This window comes from Marinobacter panjinensis, assembly GCF_005298175.1.
Classification (GTDB): Bacteria; Pseudomonadota; Gammaproteobacteria; order Pseudomonadales; family Oleiphilaceae; genus Marinobacter; species Marinobacter panjinensis.
The window spans coordinates 1,523,901-1,541,759 of sequence record NZ_SZYH01000001.1; the positions used below are offsets into that span (position 1 = coordinate 1,523,901).

At 57.5% G+C, this 17,859-nt stretch carries 21 protein-coding genes; 8 read left to right on the plus strand and 13 right to left on the minus strand.

Annotation, left to right across the window (positions count from 1 at the left end):
• Positions 1-17: 17 nt before the first annotated feature.
• The 4 genes from FDP08_RS06865 to FDP08_RS06880 all read right to left on the minus strand — a co-directional run bounded on the left by FDP08_RS06865 (position 18) and on the right by FDP08_RS06880 (position 3,241).
• A complete protein-coding gene (locus FDP08_RS06865) occupies positions 18-542 on the minus strand; it encodes a DUF4136 domain-containing protein (protein WP_137435247.1) in 525 nt (174 codons plus the stop codon).
• A gap of 77 nt (positions 543-619) precedes the next feature.
• Entirely contained in the window at positions 620-1,225 is a 606-nt protein-coding gene (locus FDP08_RS06870) for a YigZ family protein (protein ID WP_137435248.1), read from the minus strand.
• Positions 1,226-1,232: 7 nt separating this feature from the next.
• Entirely contained in the window at positions 1,233-2,558 is a 1,326-nt protein-coding gene (locus FDP08_RS06875) for a sensor histidine kinase (protein ID WP_137435249.1), read from the minus strand.
• On the minus strand, positions 2,555-3,241 hold the full coding sequence (locus FDP08_RS06880) for a response regulator transcription factor (RefSeq protein ID WP_137435250.1): 687 nt from the start codon (positions 3,239-3,241) through the stop codon (positions 2,555-2,557). The genes FDP08_RS06875 and FDP08_RS06880 overlap by 4 nt, the downstream gene beginning before the upstream one ends.
• Positions 3,242-3,443: 202 nt before the next feature.
• Between FDP08_RS06880 and FDP08_RS06885 the strand changes: the two genes are divergently transcribed.
• A complete protein-coding gene (locus FDP08_RS06885; protein ID WP_137435251.1) occupies positions 3,444-4,613 on the plus strand; it encodes a GNAT family N-acetyltransferase in 1,170 nt (389 codons plus the stop codon).
• A gap of 42 nt (positions 4,614-4,655) precedes the next feature.
• Positions 4,656-5,315 (plus strand): hypothetical protein, encoded by a 660-nt coding sequence (locus tag FDP08_RS06890; RefSeq protein ID WP_137435252.1) that lies wholly within the window; start codon positions 4,656-4,658, stop codon positions 5,313-5,315.
• A gap of 2 nt (positions 5,316-5,317) precedes the next feature.
• Here FDP08_RS06890 and FDP08_RS06895 read toward each other — a convergent pair whose 3' ends face one another.
• The 3 genes from FDP08_RS06895 to FDP08_RS06905 form a co-directional block, all read right to left on the minus strand.
• Entirely contained in the window at positions 5,318-6,676 is a 1,359-nt protein-coding gene (locus FDP08_RS06895; RefSeq protein ID WP_228263248.1) for a nicotinate phosphoribosyltransferase, read from the minus strand.
• The gene (locus FDP08_RS06900; protein ID WP_206077271.1) at positions 6,670-7,218 is read right to left on the minus strand and encodes an isochorismatase family protein; all 549 of its coding nucleotides are present in this window, start codon (positions 7,216-7,218) and stop codon (positions 6,670-6,672) included. Before FDP08_RS06900 ends, FDP08_RS06895 begins: the two co-directional genes overlap by 7 nt.
• A gap of 61 nt (positions 7,219-7,279) precedes the next feature.
• Positions 7,280-7,495, minus strand: a complete 216-nt coding sequence (locus FDP08_RS06905; protein WP_137435254.1) for a dodecin — start codon at positions 7,493-7,495, stop codon at positions 7,280-7,282.
• Between the two features lie 192 nt (positions 7,496-7,687).
• Between FDP08_RS06905 and FDP08_RS06910 the strand changes: the two genes are divergently transcribed.
• Positions 7,688-8,506 (plus strand): DUF3750 domain-containing protein, encoded by an 819-nt coding sequence (locus FDP08_RS06910; RefSeq protein WP_137435255.1) that lies wholly within the window; start codon positions 7,688-7,690, stop codon positions 8,504-8,506.
• Between the two features lie 89 nt (positions 8,507-8,595).
• Here FDP08_RS06910 and FDP08_RS06915 read toward each other — a convergent pair whose 3' ends face one another.
• From FDP08_RS06915 to FDP08_RS06925, 3 genes are read right to left on the minus strand one after another with little or no spacing between them, the layout of a single operon-like run.
• Positions 8,596-8,919: an AzlD family protein gene (locus tag FDP08_RS06915; protein ID WP_137435256.1), complete on the minus strand. Its 324-nt coding sequence runs from the start codon at positions 8,917-8,919 to the stop codon at positions 8,596-8,598.
• Positions 8,916-9,665, minus strand: coding sequence for an AzlC family ABC transporter permease (locus FDP08_RS06920; RefSeq protein ID WP_137435257.1), 750 nt, complete (start codon positions 9,663-9,665; stop codon positions 8,916-8,918). Before FDP08_RS06920 ends, FDP08_RS06915 begins: the two co-directional genes overlap by 4 nt.
• A gap of 53 nt (positions 9,666-9,718) precedes the next feature.
• Entirely contained in the window at positions 9,719-10,573 is an 855-nt protein-coding gene (locus tag FDP08_RS06925) for an NAD-dependent protein deacetylase (protein WP_170979066.1), read from the minus strand.
• A gap of 249 nt (positions 10,574-10,822) precedes the next feature.
• Between FDP08_RS06925 and FDP08_RS06930 the strand changes: the two genes are divergently transcribed.
• The gene (locus tag FDP08_RS06930) at positions 10,823-11,251 is read left to right on the plus strand and encodes an organic hydroperoxide resistance protein (RefSeq protein ID WP_137435259.1); all 429 of its coding nucleotides are present in this window, start codon (positions 10,823-10,825) and stop codon (positions 11,249-11,251) included.
• Here the strand turns inward: FDP08_RS06930 and FDP08_RS06935 are convergent.
• The gene (locus tag FDP08_RS06935; protein ID WP_137435260.1) at positions 11,229-11,792 is read right to left on the minus strand and encodes a DUF1415 domain-containing protein; all 564 of its coding nucleotides are present in this window, start codon (positions 11,790-11,792) and stop codon (positions 11,229-11,231) included. The two genes, FDP08_RS06930 and FDP08_RS06935, sit on opposite strands and share 23 nt — an antisense overlap.
• A gap of 104 nt (positions 11,793-11,896) precedes the next feature.
• Between FDP08_RS06935 and FDP08_RS06940 the strand changes: the two genes are divergently transcribed.
• Positions 11,897-12,790 (plus strand): haloalkane dehalogenase, encoded by an 894-nt coding sequence (locus FDP08_RS06940; protein ID WP_137435261.1) that lies wholly within the window; start codon positions 11,897-11,899, stop codon positions 12,788-12,790.
• Between the two features lie 2 nt (positions 12,791-12,792).
• On the opposite strand, the gene FDP08_RS06945 is transcribed toward FDP08_RS06940, so the two are convergent.
• Complete coding sequence (locus FDP08_RS06945; protein ID WP_137435262.1) at positions 12,793-14,379, minus strand: ABC-F family ATPase; 1,587 nt, start codon at positions 14,377-14,379, stop codon at positions 12,793-12,795.
• Between the two features lie 196 nt (positions 14,380-14,575).
• Between FDP08_RS06945 and FDP08_RS06950 the strand changes: the two genes are divergently transcribed.
• The 3 genes from FDP08_RS06950 to FDP08_RS06960 are packed head-to-tail and all read left to right on the plus strand — an operon-like array spanning position 14,576 to position 16,668.
• Positions 14,576-14,854 (plus strand): peptidylprolyl isomerase, encoded by a 279-nt coding sequence (locus FDP08_RS06950; protein WP_137435263.1) that lies wholly within the window; start codon positions 14,576-14,578, stop codon positions 14,852-14,854.
• Positions 14,854-15,825, plus strand: coding sequence for a succinyl-CoA synthetase subunit beta (locus tag FDP08_RS06955; protein ID WP_137435264.1), 972 nt, complete (start codon positions 14,854-14,856; stop codon positions 15,823-15,825). Before FDP08_RS06950 ends, FDP08_RS06955 begins: the two co-directional genes overlap by 1 nt.
• 60 nt (positions 15,826-15,885) lie before the next feature.
• Entirely contained in the window at positions 15,886-16,668 is a 783-nt protein-coding gene (locus FDP08_RS06960; protein WP_137435265.1) for a substrate-binding periplasmic protein, read from the plus strand.
• Positions 16,669-16,677: 9 nt separating this feature from the next.
• On the opposite strand, the gene FDP08_RS06965 is transcribed toward FDP08_RS06960, so the two are convergent.
• Positions 16,678-17,856, minus strand: coding sequence for a M24 family metallopeptidase (locus tag FDP08_RS06965; RefSeq protein ID WP_137435266.1), 1,179 nt, complete (start codon positions 17,854-17,856; stop codon positions 16,678-16,680).
• Positions 17,857-17,859 lie beyond the last annotated feature (3 nt).

A 17,859-nucleotide genomic window follows, 5' to 3' on the forward strand; every position in this document is an offset into this window, starting at 1 on the left:
GGTATCTGCCGGGGGCTTCACACTCCGGGAGGATACTTTTCGAACATGTCTGCGACGACTTCATCAATCAGCTTGCGCCGGGACTCGGACGACTGGTTTTCATTCAGGTAGCGGCGACTGGCTGCTCGCCAGACAACGCGGTCGGTGTCTGTGTCAACCAGTTCCACAACCAGTTTGCCTTCCTCAATTTCCCGGATTGGTGGCGCCGAGGAAAGCCCCCAGCCAAAGTTGCCACTGCCAAAACCAAAACCAAGGCCAACGCCGGTGCGTTCAAGACGTTCTTCCTCGACGATCTGCCAGGCGACGAGCAGGTCTGCCTCGTTCTGCTCGACCTTGCGCATGGACTTACGGTTGAGTTCCCGCTCAACCGCGCTCTCAATGCGGCCACCGTCGAGGGACGTAAAATTCTCACCCTCACCCTTTGGCGCAAATGCCCAGGATGCGTAATTACCAAAGACGGTGCCGGAATCATAATCTGTTACAACGTTGCTGGCACACCCGGCCAAAGCCAACATCAACAAGGAAACAAGGATAACTCTCATGATTACAACTGCCTCTTTCTGTATTGTCTGTGTTCAGTATACGCACAGTAGACGCCCGGCGTTTCGGTAAACGTTCCCTAGCTTTCGAAACTGTAATCTATGCCGCGGGCGTCGCAAAATGCGCAGAGTTCACTATTCCGGTCGACCGGCAGGGTAATCTCTGCCGTGACCCGGGCACTGTAGTCCACCTGGTCTACCTGGGCGCTGTTCTGCTCACACCAGTGCCTGAGCGGCTGTTCATCGGCGAAGGTCATGGTGAGGATCACCCGCGATAGTGGCAGCTGGATCACCCGGTCCACCACAGACAGCACTGCCTCGGTGGCGCCGGCGTAGGCCCTGACAAGGCCTCCGGCTCCCAGCTTGATACCGCCAAAGTACCGGATGACCATTACCAGTACATCGCCCATATCCTTGTGCTGGATGACGCTCAGGATAGGCTTTCCGGCGGTGCCCGATGGTTCGCCGTCATCATTCATGGCAGCCTCCGCAGCCGCACCCGGCCGGCCAATCTGATAGGCCCAACAGATATGGCGGGCATCCGGATGGTCTTTATGGGCCTGCTCCAGCCAGGCCTTGACCTCATCCCGGGACGAAACGGGCACAACCCGGGCTATAAACCGGCTCTTTTTGACCTCTGTTTCCCGTTCCAGGAAGCCTGCCGGGACCGGATAATCCTTGGACATGGGCGGCTCAATTCGCTCCGGTGAAGATGGGAAGCCGCAGCAACACTACCAGACCACCCTGATCCGCGTTAAAGGCTTCTATCTGGCCGTCATGAATGGCCACAATATCCCGGGCTATGGCAAGCCCAAGCCCCCAGCCCTTGCCACCACGGGACTTGTCAGCACGATAGAAAGGCTCAAACAGATGAGGTAATACCTCGTCCGGCACTCCCGGCCCCTCGTCCCGGATCTCCAATACCAGTTGCTGTGGCTCTGAGCGCAAGGCGACATGGACTTTCTTGCCCGGAGGGGTGTGATCCAGTGCATTCTGCAGAATATTGTCGAACGCGCGCTGCAGCAGTCCCTGGTCTCCCAGTACGGAGGCACGCCTGCAATCCGGACTGATGGTCAGCAGGCAGTCAACACCCCGGTGTTCTGCGTAATCGGCTGCATCCTTGAGCACATCATTGATCACCTTGACCGGCTGAACGCCTTCGCGCTCGATATCCCCACCTTGTTCCGATACCCGGTACAACGTCAGTATCTGGGATGTCATGGCTTCCAGTCGCTCATTCTGGCGCAGGATAGAGGCCATCAGGTCGCCATCCACGCCCCCTTCACTCGCCAGCTCAATGGCAATCCGCTGTCGCGTCAGCGGCGTTCGTAAATCGTGGGAGATATCCCGTAGCAAATGGGTCTGGCGATCCAGCAAGTTGCACAGTTGCTCGGTCATCGCATTGAACGCCGTTGCCAGGGCACCCACTTCGTCACGGCGGCTGGCAATACCATCGCTGACGCGCAGGGAATTATCGCCTCCGGCAATGGCCCGCGCCGTTGATTCCATATGTTTCAGGGGGCGTGACACCAGGCGTGCGACCCACACGCACGCCAGGGTGATGATGACGAAGGCAAGGGCAAGCTCAAGCCACTGAAATACCCGGGGGCTCAGCCATGCCTCGCCATTCAGACGCGGCCAGGCAACGAGCCGGTAGCCTTCAGCCACTTCAATAACGGCGGGTCGCTGCTGATACCAACCGACAGATTCCATGCGTTCCCGAATGGATTCCGGCAGGCTGCCATCATCGTTGTCTGCTTCAATGAGGAACAGATGCAGGTCCAGCTTGCTGCCCTGCTCTTTCAGAAAACGCCAGGCATCGCCCCGCCCCCGGGTTTCACGAACGGCCAGTGCCTCAACCGCAAGTTCCTGCAAACCTGCCTGGCGCTCAATAGCCTGCCTCTCACGATCTTTCAGAGTGTAGGTCACCAGGTTGCCGACAATCATGGTGAGCGCCATGGCAAGCCAGATGGAAATGAATATCCGCCAGAACAGCGGAAATCTCAGCCCCCTGGTCATGCCGGCACCCGATAGCTGTACCCCAGCCCCCGGATCGTCTCGATTCGCGGCGGGTCATCATTCCCCAGTTTCTTTCGCAGATTGCTGATATGCATATCCAGTGTGCGGTCATAGGCCTCCAGACGGCGGCCAAGAGCCCATTGCATCAGATCCGTCTTTCTCACCACACTGCCGGCATGGGCCAGCAGTACCTGCAACACCTCATACTCGGTAGCGGTGAGATCCAGTGCTTCATCGTTCTGGTAGATCCGCCGGTGAACGGGTTCCACCCTCAGATCGCCATAGGTTCTGGACTCGTCCAGCCCGACTTGCTGATCCCAGGCCACTCGTCGCAGCAGTGCCTGGAGCCGGGCGATGAGTTCACGGGGATTGCAGGGCTTGGGGATGTAATCGTCCGCGCCAACTTCGAAGCCGACGATACGGTCAGTCTCGTCACCACGGGCAGTGAGAAGAACGACAGGAAGATGGGTTTTTTCCCGCAGCTGGCGTAATACTTCCAGGCCGCTGATATCCGGCAACATGATGTCCAGCACGACGATATCACAGTGCTGCCCCAGTGCCAGTGACAACCCGTCCTGGCCATTCGCCGCCTCGCGTACGGTAAAGCCCTGATTGGAGAGATAGCGTGACAGCAGCTCCCGCAATTCCTCATCGTCTTCGACCAACAGCACCCGGTTCTGCATGGCAATCCTCCGTTGTTACAGACAGCAGTCTATCACGACACTGCAAGGAGCCTGTTTTGTCTCATTTTTCTTTGCATAACCTTTACATGGGGCTGTTGTATTCCGCCACATCAACTGACCAACAGAAATTTAACCCTCAATCAATGATCGCGGACCGGATTGTAACGTATGGTAGTGGCTAAACTCATGAGCAGCCCAGACTATGCCAGAATCAGGTAGCCCCGAACTGACAATCCATGCAGCCCGATCTATTGGCGAGATCCCCCCGGAGGACTGGAACCGGTTCGCAGGCAATGACACGCCGTTTCTGCGCCATGACTTTCTGCTTGCTCTGGAGGAGACCGGGGGCACAACCGCTACTACGGGGTGGGGCCCGTCTCACCTGATGATCTACCTCGATGACAAACTCGCAGGCGTGATACCGGCGTATCTGAAAACCCACTCCATGGGCGAATACGTTTTTGACTGGGCCTGGGCCGAGGCCTATCAGCGTTACGGCATGAACTACTATCCCAAGCTGCTGATTGCCATCCCCTTTACCCCTTGCCAGGGGCCGAGGCTGTTGTTTTCTGAAGAGCTGCGCGGGTGGATGACGCCTGAGCGCATCCACCAGACGCTGGACGCTGTCACCGGCGACCTCGGCGCCCATTCCTGGCACCTGCTGTTTCCAGAACGTCGGGACCAGGAACTACTGGGCAAGCCGGATGAACTTCACCGATTCGGCTGCCAGTTCCACTGGTATAACCGGGGTTACAGGACATTCGATGATTTCCTCGCGAGGCTGACGTCGCGAAAACGTAAATCCATCCGCAAGGAACGAAGACTGGTCGCGGACCAGGGCATTACGTTCCAGCATTTTTCAGGCCAGGACATCCCCGATCACGTCGTCTCGACATTCTATGTTTTTTACCAGGCCACCTATCTGAAGCGGGGACAAAGACCCTATCTGAACAAAGAATTTTTTCAGCAGTTGAGGGAAAGACAGCCAGAGCAGCTTCACATTATTATGGCTGCCAGAAACGAGCAATTGATTGCAGGAGCCCTGTTTCTTCAGGGCGGAGATACCCTCTACGGCCGCTACTGGGGCTGTCTGGAGGAATTCGACCATCTACATTTTGAAACCTGTTACTATCAGGGGATCGAGCTGGCCATTCAGCAGGCACTGACACGATTCGACGCCGGTGCGCAGGGAGAGCATAAACTGGTTCGGGGCTTCGAGCCGGTTATCACTCATTCCTGGCACGGCATACTTCACCCCGGTTTCCGTGAGGCTATTGCCAGGTTTACCCGGGAAGAAGCGGAGCATGTGATGGCCTATGCCGAGGATGCTCGGGAGGCATTGCCTTTCAGGCAAGTCGAGCCGGATCAGTAGCAGACCTCAAGATATTACTGACATTTAACGGAGCTGGCAGCCATGGAACCGGACAATCTTATCGACATTTTAAGCACCAACCACGTTATCCTCCTGACCGCTGTTGCAGCACTGATTGTGGCCATCATCTCGATTTTCTCCGGCACCACAGTCAGGCGCAAACTGGCAGAGCGAGTCGAAGCCATTAAAATGAGGGTCGACAGCCTGTGGACGGATATGGACGAACTGCGGGTATCGCACTTCAACGGCCCGAAAGTCTCCGGCGCCTCAGGTGGTAACGATACCACCGCCAGTGAGCGATTCTCTGCAGAGAAGGCGGCTTACGAAGCCATCTGGCCACTGGTCTGGTCACTGCACGACAAACTGGGCATGTTTCTCAGGGCCGTTGAGGCGGACGACCAGGCTGGCGAACTACGGCTCGAAGCCCGCAATGCAGCGCTGACAGCCCGTAGCACCCTGAATCGGGTACGCCCCTTCTGTCACGGCGATATTGACGAGCTGATTACCCAACTGATTGATAATCATATAAAAGCACATCTGGCAGCGTGCCATTACATGGACCTGCGCAAAGACTCGCTGTCGTCCAGTTCAAACCATGAAAGGGCCGTACAGAAAGAAAAATTCCGCATGCTCTATGATGGTCAGTCCAAGGAAATGCTGGACCAACTGGTTACCAACATCCGGCACAGGATGCTCCGGTAGAATCAGGCCCTTCTGACCCTCTCCAGGGTATCCCGCTGCAGCGCCTTCAGAAAGTCACTGATTACGACGGGTACTTCACTAATGGGAGCAAGGGAGCGAATACGCTTCGGCAGGGTGTCAATTGCGTTGCTGGCGTTCTGGACCTGATCATCCAGTGACACCATGGCATCCTCGATGACCCGCCCCCGCTTCATCACCGGTTTCAACAACGGGGTGCCGTCGAACACTTCATCCCTGCCACTTACAACGTCCTGGACGATACAGCCGTCAGGCCCCAAGCGCCGGTATATCTGTTTCGGGCCCGGGAACGACTGCTTCCCCGGAGAATTCTTCATCCGCGGAAGGCTGGCGTATTCAGTCAGTTTGAAGGCAAGTTCCAGCGCTGGCTCATCGTTCGACACCCCAATCGCTGTGCCGACACCGAACCCGTCAATGGGTGCTCCGGAAGAAAGCAGCTCCGCAATCCGGTATTCATCCAGGCCACCACTTGCCATTATCTTGATATCCGTCAGGCCGGCTTCATCCAGCATGTTCCGGCAGTCCACGGCTTCCGCAGCAAGGTCGCCGGAATCCAGGCGGATACCACCGATGCTCACCTTCGGGTCGTCCTGCAACCAACTGATAATTCGCCTGACCGCGGAGCGTGTATCGTAAGTGTCAACCAGAAGTGTTGTTCCCGGATAGAGATCCGCATACACCTTGAACGCATCGAGTTCGCCTGCACACGCCTGCACAAAACTGTGGGCCATGGTGCCGTAAACGGGCATATTGAAATCCAGGCCAGCCAGGACATTGCTGGTGCCCGTCAGCCCGGCCAGACGATAGGCCCTCACCGCCCGGTGCGCGGCATCCAGACCATGTGTTCTGCGCATGCCAAAGTCGATCACCGGCCGCCCTTCCGCGGCGAGTGCCAGCCGGACTGCCTTGGACGCCAGTACCGACTCCAGGTGCACATAGTTCATCACCAGGCTTTCCAGCAGCTGAACCTCGGCGATCGGCCCTTCAATCTCCAACAGAGGTTCCTGGGGAAACAGGGGCGTGCCTTCGGCAACCGCATGAACAGAGCCGCTGAAGCGGAAATCCCTCAGCCAGTCCAGAAACTCCGGCTGAAACCGGTCAAGAGACGCCAGACGCTCAATGTGTTCACCCGTAAACCAGAGGGATTCAATAACAGACACGACGCTCCTCTGCCCACAGGCAAGAACGAAGTTCCGGTTCTCCGGGAGTTCACGAAAGAACAGGCTGAAAACCGCTGTGTCATCCATACCCTCGGACCAGTAAGCCTGGGCCATGGCCAGTTCGTACAGGTCTACCATCAGTGGCAGGTCGCCCTGCCTGACAAGCGGGGGTTGTGTCAGCACAGGTCAGCTCCCTCTTCTTTCAGTTCTTCAAAGACTGCCGGCGCTCCGTCTGCCTCAACCGCACGAGTACCATCGGCAATGAGCTCAACCTCAAAACCGAGCTTGAGTGCATCCTTCACGGTTGCTTCCACGCACACATCGAGCGCCAGACCGGCCACAAACAGACGATGGATACCGTGCCGGCGGAGATAGCTGTCCAGCTGGGTGCCATCAAACGCGGAATAGGCGTCGGTATCAAAGGCCGTCCCCTTGCTGACTCTGATGGCGGAATCGGGGAGGTTCATTTTGGGGTGAAATTCAGCCCCATGGGTATCCTGAACGCAGTGGACCGGCCAGGCGCCTCCGCGATCCTCAAAGCTGATGTGGTCAACGGTATGCCAGTCACGGCTGGCAAGAATCGGCCAATCTGACTCTTGCGCTTTGCGGATCCACTGATTGATGGCCGGGAAAATCTCACCGCTGCCCGGAACTGCCAGGCTGCCGCCTTCACAGAAGTCATTCTGAACATCAACGAGCAATAAAGCATTTGGTCCAGTGCCCATAACAATTCCTCCCATGGTTCTACCAGATGTAGATGAAGAGGTTCGTTCAGATCACCGGATGTCAGCTTCCTTCTATCCGGAAGCCAATTTTAAGTACAACCTGATAGTGTCCGACTTTGCCATCAGTAACATGACCGCGGGTTTCCTGTACTTCAAACCACTCAATGTTCCGAAGGTTCTTGCTGCATTCGGCAATCGCATTTTCGATGGCCTCTTCAATACTCTTGGTCGAAGAGCCAACTACCTCTACCTTCTTGTAAACATGATGGTCGGACATGACACCTCCTGCTTCTTAAGGCCGTGTGTATCAGGCAAACCATTTGAATGCCTGTCATTTCAGCCTATACCAGTAAACTGGGACCAGCAAACACACGGAAGGTTTCTGTGCAGGAACTTTCCGGATCAAATGAACTCTGAGGTTGCCTGTGTCGTAAACTGGTCGTTACCCACTACTACCGCCCGGAACACTATGAGAAGAATCAAACGCTGTTTTATAGGTGTTTTCCTGACGCTGGCGCTATTACTTGCCGGCCCACTGTTCCTGGCCGCCTGCGCCGGCTTTCAGGACACCGGTAGCTGGCGCACGGCGGACCGGTCCAGCGCGGGCCTGGCCCCGACTCCCGAACAGGAGACAGGCGCTGTGGTGCAGGTATATGGTGCACGCGCCTACAACTGGCGGGGCTATTTTTCATTGCACACCTGGATCAGCACGAAGGAGGCCGGCGCCAGCAGTTATTATGTGCATGAGGTGACCGGGTGGCGACACTATGTGGTCCAGTCCAGGCCTGATCACCCGGACCGCGCCTGGTTCGGAGCCAAACCAGAATTGATTGCGGATTTTCGCGGGGGACAGGCCCAGCGCATCATTGAGCAGCTTGGCGGCGTTATTGAACAATATCCCTATCCTACGACGTATGAGGCGTGGCCGGGCCCCAATAGCAATACCTTCGTTGCCTGGGTTATCCGCCAGATTCCGGAGATGGATGTAGCCCTGCCCAGCCATGCCATCGGCAAGGATTACCTGGGCAATGGCCTTGTTTCCGAGGTACCCGGCGGAACCGGTTATCAGCTTTCCCTGGGGGGTTACTTTGGTGTTCTGGCAGGTGTCCGGGAAGGGCTTGAACTGAACATCCTTGGGCTTACCCTGGGAGTCAATCCTATGGGCCTTGGCATCAAGCTGCCTGGCATTGGGGAGCTGGCACTGCGCAACACGAATCCTATGCCGGAGCCTGATGCTGCTGCTTCCGAGACGGCCGCGACAGGGCAGGTCTCCCAAAAAACGCTTTGAATACATCCATGTACGCTTGGGCTCCGCCATCCATGGCTCCGCACATTTTGGGAGACCTGCCCTGCCCCGGCCTGACTCTGTGACTGGAGCTAGAATCCGGTGATACCTGAGTAACGGACTAACCCAGCTGCTGCAATACCTGCCGCAATAGCCGGAAGTGGCTTTTTGGTTGCCAGCATAATAACGGCCGTAACAACGAGAGCCGCTAACGAGCCAGCATCCCCGCTGAATGCCATTGGCACGATAATCGCGATCAGCACCGAGCTGGCCATGGTGTTGATGAAGCTTTCGATGCGGGGGTTGATCGTCACGAAGGACATGAGGAACACCCCGCCGAAGCGGGTCACCACAGTGACAAGCGTCATTACTGCGATCAGGGCGAGGATGCCGGCGTTAGTCGTTTCGATGGTCATGTTGAGGATTCCTCCTCGGCACTCACTTTATCTTCATCACCGGTTTTTCTTTCCAGCCAGAAGAAGCCGATAGCACCTCCGGCTAGTGCGCCAACCACCACATGGGTATTGGGTGGCAACCATTTCCAGGCGGCCAGTGAAGAAATCGCGGCGACTGTCCATGCCACCAGTGTTCGAGGCGATTTCTTACCACCTAGCGCCATGGCCAGCAGGAAACAGCCGAGGACCATATCCAGGCCAAGGGACTTCGGGTCCTGCAGTAATCCGCCGAAATACACGCCGAGCCAGGTTCCGATAATCCACGCTATCCAGAGAGCGAGGCCGCCGCCGAGGATGACTTCCAGGTTGCGTTTGCCGCTCTGGTATTCCTGGGCAGACACCGCCCAGTTGGCGTCGGTCAGGAACAGCAGCAGGCCATATCGGCGACCAGGAGACATGTCCCTGAGCATGGGGTACAGCGAGGCGCCCATCAGCAGATGCCGGGAGTTGATGGCAAACACCACGGCAATCAGAGGAATCAGGGAGACTTCGCTGCCCCACATATCCACTGCAGCGAACTGGGAGGCGCCGGCGAAGACAGTGAAGCTCATGAGGATCGCCTGCAGCGGTTCGAGTCCCTTCTGGACAGCTGCCAGGCCGAAGGCAGCGCCAAATGCCACCACGAATAACGAGATGGGGAGAAGCCGGAAAAACTCTGCGCGAACTTTTTCGGGCTGAAGCTGGTAGCAATATGTCGTGGCTGTCATCTAAGCAAGCTAATGAAACTTGCGGCAGATGCGTATAGGTAGATGCCGAAGCATCAGAGTTGGCAGAGGGTAGCGGCCAGAGTTTCGCTGATATCAGCGTTAAGCTTCAGGTCTACCAGCGAGTCTGCACGGGTGCGCCCCAGGTTCAGGGTAGCCATTGGCTTGCCCCATTCCCCGGCATATCGGCAAAAGCGGAACCCGGAATAAACCATCAGCGATGACCCGATCACCAGCAGGCCGTCGCTGGCTTTGAGCGTGTCCAGCGCGGAGTACACCCGGTCTCTGGGCACGTAATCGCCGAAAAACACCACATCGGGCTTGAGAATGCCACCACAACAGGGGCAGTCGGCGATACGGAAATCAGAAAAGTCCACTTCAAGATCAGCATCGCCATCCGGTGCGACACCCGCGGTGTATTGCCCAAACCCCGGGTTCATGTCTGCGCAGCGCTCATGCACTTCATCCCGCCTGCAGCGGTAGCCACAGCTCATGCAGATGACTTCGTCTGCCCTGCCGTGCAGATCTGTCACCAGGCGGCTACCGGCCTGCTGATGCAGGCGATCCACGTTCTGGGTGACAAGCAGACGGCTGTGGTTGCGCTGTTCCAGTTCGGTCAGGTGATGATGGGCAATATTTGGCCTGGCATTGCGGATGACCGGCCAGCCTATCAGGCTGCGCCCCCAATAACGCTGGCGCACGGCCGTACTCGCCATGAAATCACTGTGCTGCACCGGCTGTTTGCGCTTCCAGGCACCGTCGCCATCCCGGTAGTCGGGAATGCCAGAGTCGGTACTGACGCCGGCACCGGTCAGTATCACCAGGCCCGGGTACCGGTGAATAAACTCCGCCAGCATGGTACCGGCTTCCTCCGGGGAGTGTAGCAACAGCGGCTGGTCGTTGGCCGGCATAGTCACACCTTTGGCGGACTTCTGGATAGCAGACATCGCATTCACACCTGTTGATCGATCCCTTTACTTTAAGGAGCAAACCGCACCCTGCCAATGGCAGCAAGCGGAAAACCACTCAAAAGATCGGCACACCCCTTCAATATACATTGTGCACAATATTATTTTGTGCAATTATTGTTTGCGTAGAGTCACTATCAGAGTCCTTTAAACTCGATGCGCTGCAATGCGCCAGAAAGGAGAGACAGAATCATGTCTATTGAACAGGTTGTATACCGTGCCTCAGCAGAAGCCACCGGCGGCCGTGATGGTCGCGCCATCTCTTCGGACGGTATCCTTGACGTTGAACTGGCAACCCCGAAAGAACTCGGTGGCGCTGGGGACAAGGGCACCAACCCGGAGCAGTTGTTTGCAGCGGGCTATTCCGCATGCTTTATCGGTGCCATGAAGTTTGTGGCGGGACGGGACAAGCTGCCCATGCCGGAAGACGCATCGATTGAAGGTGTGGTCGGAATTGGCCAGATTCCCGGTGGTTTCGGGATCGAGGTGGAACTGAAAATCTCCCTGCCCGGCATGGACGATGCCAAGGCTAAGCAGTTGATCGATGAAGCCCACAAGGTGTGCCCTTACTCCAACGCCACCCGTGGCAACATTGATGTCACTCTGACCCGGGTGGACTGATCACTGAAAGTCGGGAGAGCCTGCGGCGCATCTCATCGGCGCCCAGGCGGTTCATCAATGCGATGTTCTGCTCCGGTATGAGTTCCGCGCCCGGATACCCGGCAATGGCGCGCTCAAGGCTTTCCTCCCGCAACAGGTGGAGCATCGGATAAGGCGACCGATTGGTGTAGTTTTCGGCATCTTCCGGATTGGTGCCACCAAACTGGTAGTCTGGATGGAAGCTGGCGATCTGGTAGATCCCGTCCAGTTCCAGGTACTCGATGAGGCCATCGGCGGTGGCGAGAAATTCGTTGTACGCCATAAAATCCTGCAGCACGTCGGGATGCACCAGCAGCGTTGTCTCAATGTCAGGGTGCTCATTCAGATGCACCAGCTCGTTCTGCAGCGCTATCAGAAGAGCCTCTTCCGAGCTGGCATCAGTGACCTCAAAGCGAACCCGCTCCTTCACCAGCTCCCTGCGCGCGAAAGGGCACAGATTCAGGCCAACCACCACATCTGACACCCATCGGTGGGTGGCATCAGCAATCGAATCGTGGTCCACGTGGATACTCCCGCACCTGAAAAAAGGGACCGACACGCCAACGGCGAGTCGTGATATGTTAAGCAAGCTTACAATAATTCCATTACCGGTACAGGAGACACAAAATGGACGTGGTGAGAACGCCTGAAGAACGATTCGAACGCCTTCTGGACTATCCCTTCGACCCACACTATGTAGAGGTCGATGGTCTGCGCATGCACTATGTCGACGAAGGGCCCGCAGACGCCAGGCCTGTGCTGATGATGCACGGCGAGCCGTCCTGGTCATACCTTTACCGCCACATGATCCCTATCTGCGCTGCTGCGGGGCATCGGGTCATCGCCCCGGACCTGATCGGTTTTGGCAAGTCGGACAAGCCCACGGATATCAACGCTTACAGCTACCAGAGCCATATGGACTGGATGCAATCGTTCCTGGACCAGACCGGTCTGCAGGACATTACCCTGGTCTGCCAGGACTGGGGTTCGCTGCTGGGCCTGCGCCTGGCTGCCGAGAATCCGGACCGGTTCCGCGCCATCGTCGTGGGCAACGGCATGCTGCCAACCGGCGATCAGCCGGTACCAAAAGCTTTTCAGTTATGGAAGAACTTCGCCCTCTACAGCCCCTGGTTCCCCATTGCCCGTATCATCAACACCGGCAGTTTCCGAACACTCGGTCCGGATGAGCGTCGCGCCTACGACGCCCCATTCCCCGGCAAGAAATACAAAGCCGGTGCCCGCGCCTTCCCGAAACTGGTGCCGGTGAAGCCGGACAACCCGGCCAGCGAATCCAATCGGGCGGCCTGGAAGGTGCTGGAGCAGTGGCAAAAACCGTTCCTGACCACGTTCAGCAACGGCGACCCTATCACCCGGGGTGGCGATCGCTACATGCAGGAACGGATTCCCGGCGCCAAGGGCCAGCCCCACACCACCCTGACCGGCGGGCACTTCCTCCAGGAAGATTCACCGGTGCAGTTCGCGGGCGCCATCAACGACCTACTGGCGCGACTGGATCAGTAGAATCAGACGTAGCCTTGGCTGCGCAGGTAGTCATCGTAGCTGCCGCTGAAGTCGGTGATGCCATCGGCTTTCAGCTCAATGATGCGTGTGGCCAGCGACGATACAAACTCCCGGTCATGACTGACGAACACCAGCGTGCCCGGGTAGTTCTCCAGGGCCAGGTTCAGCGCCTCGATGGATTCCATGTCCAGGTGGTTGGTTGGTTCGTCCATCAGCATCACGTTGGGCTTTTCCAGGATCAGCTTGCCGAACAGCATGCGGCCCTGCTCGCCGCCTGAAATCACTTTCACCGACTTGCCAATATCATCCCCTGAAAACAGCATGCGGCCCAGGGTGCCACGCACCAATTGCTCACCGCCGGTGGTCCATTGCGACATCCAGTCAGTCAGGTTCATGTCCTCGTCGAAATCGGAGGTGTGGTCCTGGGCGTAGTAGCCAACCTGGGCACTGTCCGTCCACTTAACATCGCCGCTGTCAGGGGTCATGGTGCCTGCCAGACACTGCATCAGGGTAGTTTTACCGATGCCGTTGGGACCGATGATGGCCACCCGCTCCCCGGCCTCAATCTTCAGGTTGAGCTTGTTGAACAGGTTTTCGCCATCAAACCCTTTGGTCAGATCCTTGAGAGTGACGGCCTGACGATGCAGCTTCTTGGTCTGCTCAAAGCGGATAAACGGGCTCACGCGGCTGGAAGGTTTCACTTCCTCAAGCTGGATCTTGTCGATCTGACGGGCACGGGAGGTGGCTTGCTTGGCCTTGGAGGCGTTGGCAGAGAAGCGGCTGACAAACTGCTGCAGCTCGGCAATCTGGGCCTTCTTCTTGGCGTTATCCGACAGCATGCGCTCGCGGGCCTGGGTAGCAGCAGTCATGTATTCGTCGTAGTTGCCCGGGAACAGCCTCAGCTCGCCATAATCCAGGTCCGCCATGTGGGTGCACACACTGTTGAGGAAGTGGCGGTCGTGGGAAATGATGATCATGGTGCTGTCCCGTGCCACCAGGACGCTTTCCAGCCAGCGGATGGTATTGATATCCAGGTGGTTGGTGGGCTCGTCCAACAGCAGGATGTCGGGGTCGGAAAACAGTGCCTGGGCCAGCAGCACACGCAGCTTCCAGCCCGGCGCGATCGCACTCATCGGGCCGTTGTGCTGTTCCAGGGGAATGTCCAGGCCGAGCAGCAACTCGCCGGCACGGGCATCAGCGGTGTAGCCGTCCATCTCGGCAAACTGGACTTCCAGGTCTGCCACGGCCATGCCGTCTTCTTCACTCATTTCCGCCAGTGAATAGATACGGTCCCGCTCGGCTTTCACCCGCCAGAGCTCCTCGTGGCCCATGATCACGGTATCGATCACCGTGCAGTCCTCGTAGGCGAACTGGTCCTGGCGCAGCTTGCCCAGTCGCTGGTTCTGGTCCACCATGACCTGGCCGGCAGAAGGCTCCAGATCACCCCCGAGGATTTTCATGAAGGTGGACTTGCCGCAGCCGTTGGCGCCGATAAGACCATAACGGTTGCCGTTGCCGAATTTGACGGATACGTTTTCAAACAGGGGCTTGGCCCCGAACTGCATGGTAATGTTCGCGGTGGAAATCAAGAAGAAACCTATTAACAGTGAATACCGGGTAAGAGCCGGAAAAGAAAAGCCGGCATTGTACAGGTTTGCAGCCAAAACCGTGAGGCAGCAGAAACACGGATAAAAAGCGCTTGCCTCAGCGGCCCGGGGCGGGCAGCATTTCAGCCTCGGTAATACCAACACACACTTCATCCCCGCGATAAAGGAAACAGACGTCATGACACAGGCAACCGCACGCCACATCCTGGTAGACAGCGAAGCAAAATGCGAAGAACTGAAGAAAGCCATCGAAGGCGGCCAGGACTTCGCAGAAGTGGCCAAGCAGCACTCTTCCTGCCCTTCCGGCCGCAACGGCGGTGATCTGGGCTCCTTTGGCCCGGGCCAGATGGTTCCGGAGTTCGACAAGGTGGTATTCAGCGGTGACGTGAACAAGGTACTCGGTCCGGTGAAGACCCAGTTCGGCTACCACCTGCTGGAAGTCACCAGCCGGAGCTGATGGGCGTAAACCTGTCAGTTGACAGACCCGCCCGCAAAGCCCCGATATGGCAATATCTGGCCTTGGCGGGCGTGGTCCTGATAACCCCCTTCTTCTTCATTGGTGGCCCCGGGTGGACCGACGGGCCACTGTACAAGTCCGCCTGGAATCTCGGACATATCCTGTTCTTCGCCCTGCTGACCCTTGCCGTTCAACCCTGGCGAATCTGGACCGGCTGGTTGCTGTGGGGTCTCACCACCCTGGCGGTACTCCTGGTGGGCCTGGGCATAGAAGTGCTCCAGTACGGGATCAGCCGCCAGATGGACTGGCAGGACATCTTCCGTAATTTGCTCGGGCTATGGGCCGTAATCGCGATACGACCGCTGGCATCGTGCGCCGGGCACTCTGTGCTGGCCATCTGGTCTCTGCGAATCATCGTTGGCGTACTGCTGGTTGTAGAAGTTACCGCCACAGCCGGGGTCGCCCTGCAACAATACAGGGTCAGCCAGTTGTTGCCGGCACTCTACGATTTCGAGCAGCCAGACCCGTCACCTTTCTGGAAAGGGCCAATCCAGAAAGAACCGATCGATCCCGTTTCCGGTAGCAACGAGAACGGCCAGGAAGGCCAACTCCGGATATCCCTGACCACCGACCGCTACTCCGGCGTCTCCCTGCACAACTTCCCGAGCGACTGGCGCCATTACAGCCACCTGGTCATAGTGCTGCACAACCCCCAGGATCATCCCCTCCCGATGGTTCTGCGAATCAATGACGTTGAACATGACCTCGGCGATAACGCCTACAATGACCGCTTTAACACACGTCTGGTGCTGCCTCCCGGTGAACAGAGCTTTCGGCTGGATCTGAATAGGGTCAGAAACGCACCTGCTGGCCGCACCATGGATATGGGAAGTGTCCGGCGGCTGGGCCTGTTCGTCTCCAGGTTAGAGGAACCAAAAACCGTCTACCTGCGCGAGATCAGGTTGGAGTGACCTCCTCCGCCATTTGAACTAGAATTGTTATCAGTAGCATCCTTGGCTGTAGGCAACTTCATGAAGTTAGTAATTGCGCATATCGTTGCACTGGTGGTTTTATGGTCGACGCCCGCATTTGCGCATGATGATGAGCGGCAACTGAGTATCAGCGTTGGCGACTGGCCCCCCTTTTTTGTGGAAGGTGAGCCGGGTCAAGGTAGTGTTGCCCGGTTGGTCAGTGACATCTTTGCAGAGGCAGGCTACGAGGTGGAGTTCCATTTCCTGCCCTGGAAACGGGCCTACCGGGAAGCCGCAGCAGGCAAACATGATGCGACTGCAATCTGGATGTATGCTGCAGACCGGGAAAAGGACTTTGTCTACAGCGACCCGGTAATGAATGAACGCTTCGTGCTTTTTTACCGAAAGGCTGCCCCCATCCATTGGGACCAAATAGCAGACCTTTCCAACCTCCGCCTTGGGGCCAGCATCGGCTACAGCTACGGGCCGAAATTCGACAGGGCTGTTGAAAATGAGATTCTGGACGTGGAATGGGTAGCCTCCACAGAACTCAATTTCCGCAGGCTGCTGTACGGACGCATCGATGCCTTTCCGGAAGAAATCAACGTTGGCTACTATATTCTCCGACGGGAAACCGACCAGGAAGAGGCTCACCAGATTACCCACCACCCTGAACCCATTTCCGAAAACAAGAGCTTTCTGCTGTTTCCGGCGGATGAACCGGAAACAGAGAGACTGCGGGAGATATTCAACCGGGGCCTGAAAACGTTCAGGGACGACGGACGTTACAGCAACTATTTCGAAAGCAGACCGCAGGCCTCACTCAATTCATCAGGCCAATGACCGGGCCGCTCAGTCGAGCCGCCAGGGGTTGGACGTCAGCGGTTCCGCTCCAGTTTCGCCGACCATCACCGTATCACTGCAGCCAATACCCCACTGCCCCGGAATCCGCAGGCAGATCGGCAGGTGAAATACCATGCCTTGCCGAAACACCGTGGATTCACCGCGGGCAATAAACCCCGAGCCTTCTACCCAGGATGGGGGGAACTGCGCACCAACGGTGTAGCCAAACACCCCGGAGAAAAACACCTCATCAGCCAGCGGCGCCATTGCCTGTTCCGCGGCGCTGGCCGCGGAATCAAAGGTCCTGCCCGGTACCATGGCGGACTGCAGGGCATCCACCACGCGGCGGCAGCCGTCGAATACCGATCGCATCCTGGCGGACGGCTGGCCAGCCACGACGGTACGCATCATCGGGGCCGTATAACGCTGCCAGACCGCCCCGAACTCCAGGAAGACGGTATCGCCATCCTCCACCATGCACCGCTTGTGGTTGGTATGAATCACGCTGCTTCGCTGCCCTACGGTCACGATAGGCTGCATGCTCATGAATTCACTACCACCGGCCAACAGGGCTTCGGCGCCCACGGCTGCGATGTCGTTGTCGGTCATGCCGGGTTGTATGGCTGAAACAGCGGCTTCTATACCCAGCCCGGTAATGCGGGCACTTTGCCTCAGGCAGTCAATTTCCGCGGACGATTTCACGATGCGGATATTTTTCACCAGGCCGGAGGCGTCCACGAATTGGGTATCCGGCAGCCGCTGCTTTAACCCTTCCACAACACCCTGGCGCAACGAGCCATGCCAGTAGTCGATACCTACGGTTGTTCCATGACCACTGAGGGCCTGTGCAAGCGGGTCAAGCACATCACCAATCCCCTCCCAGCGGTAGCCAGTGACGTTATCAACCCGGGTGGTGATCATGGCAGGGCCGGTTTCAATGGACGGCACCTGTAGCATCAGGGACTCGGCCGTGACCACCAGCGCGACGTGAACGGAAACCTCGAAGGTACTGTAGCCGGTCAGGTAGAAAAGATCGGACGGATCGGTCAGCAGCAATGCCCCGACACCCTCCGCCTCCATTCTGGCCCTGAGATGCTTGAGACGCTGATCGTATTCAGCCTGGGGGAAGGGGCATTCGCGCCCCCTGAGTTCTCTGGCCAGGGTTTTCTGGTAGGCGTTAAAGTCCATGGG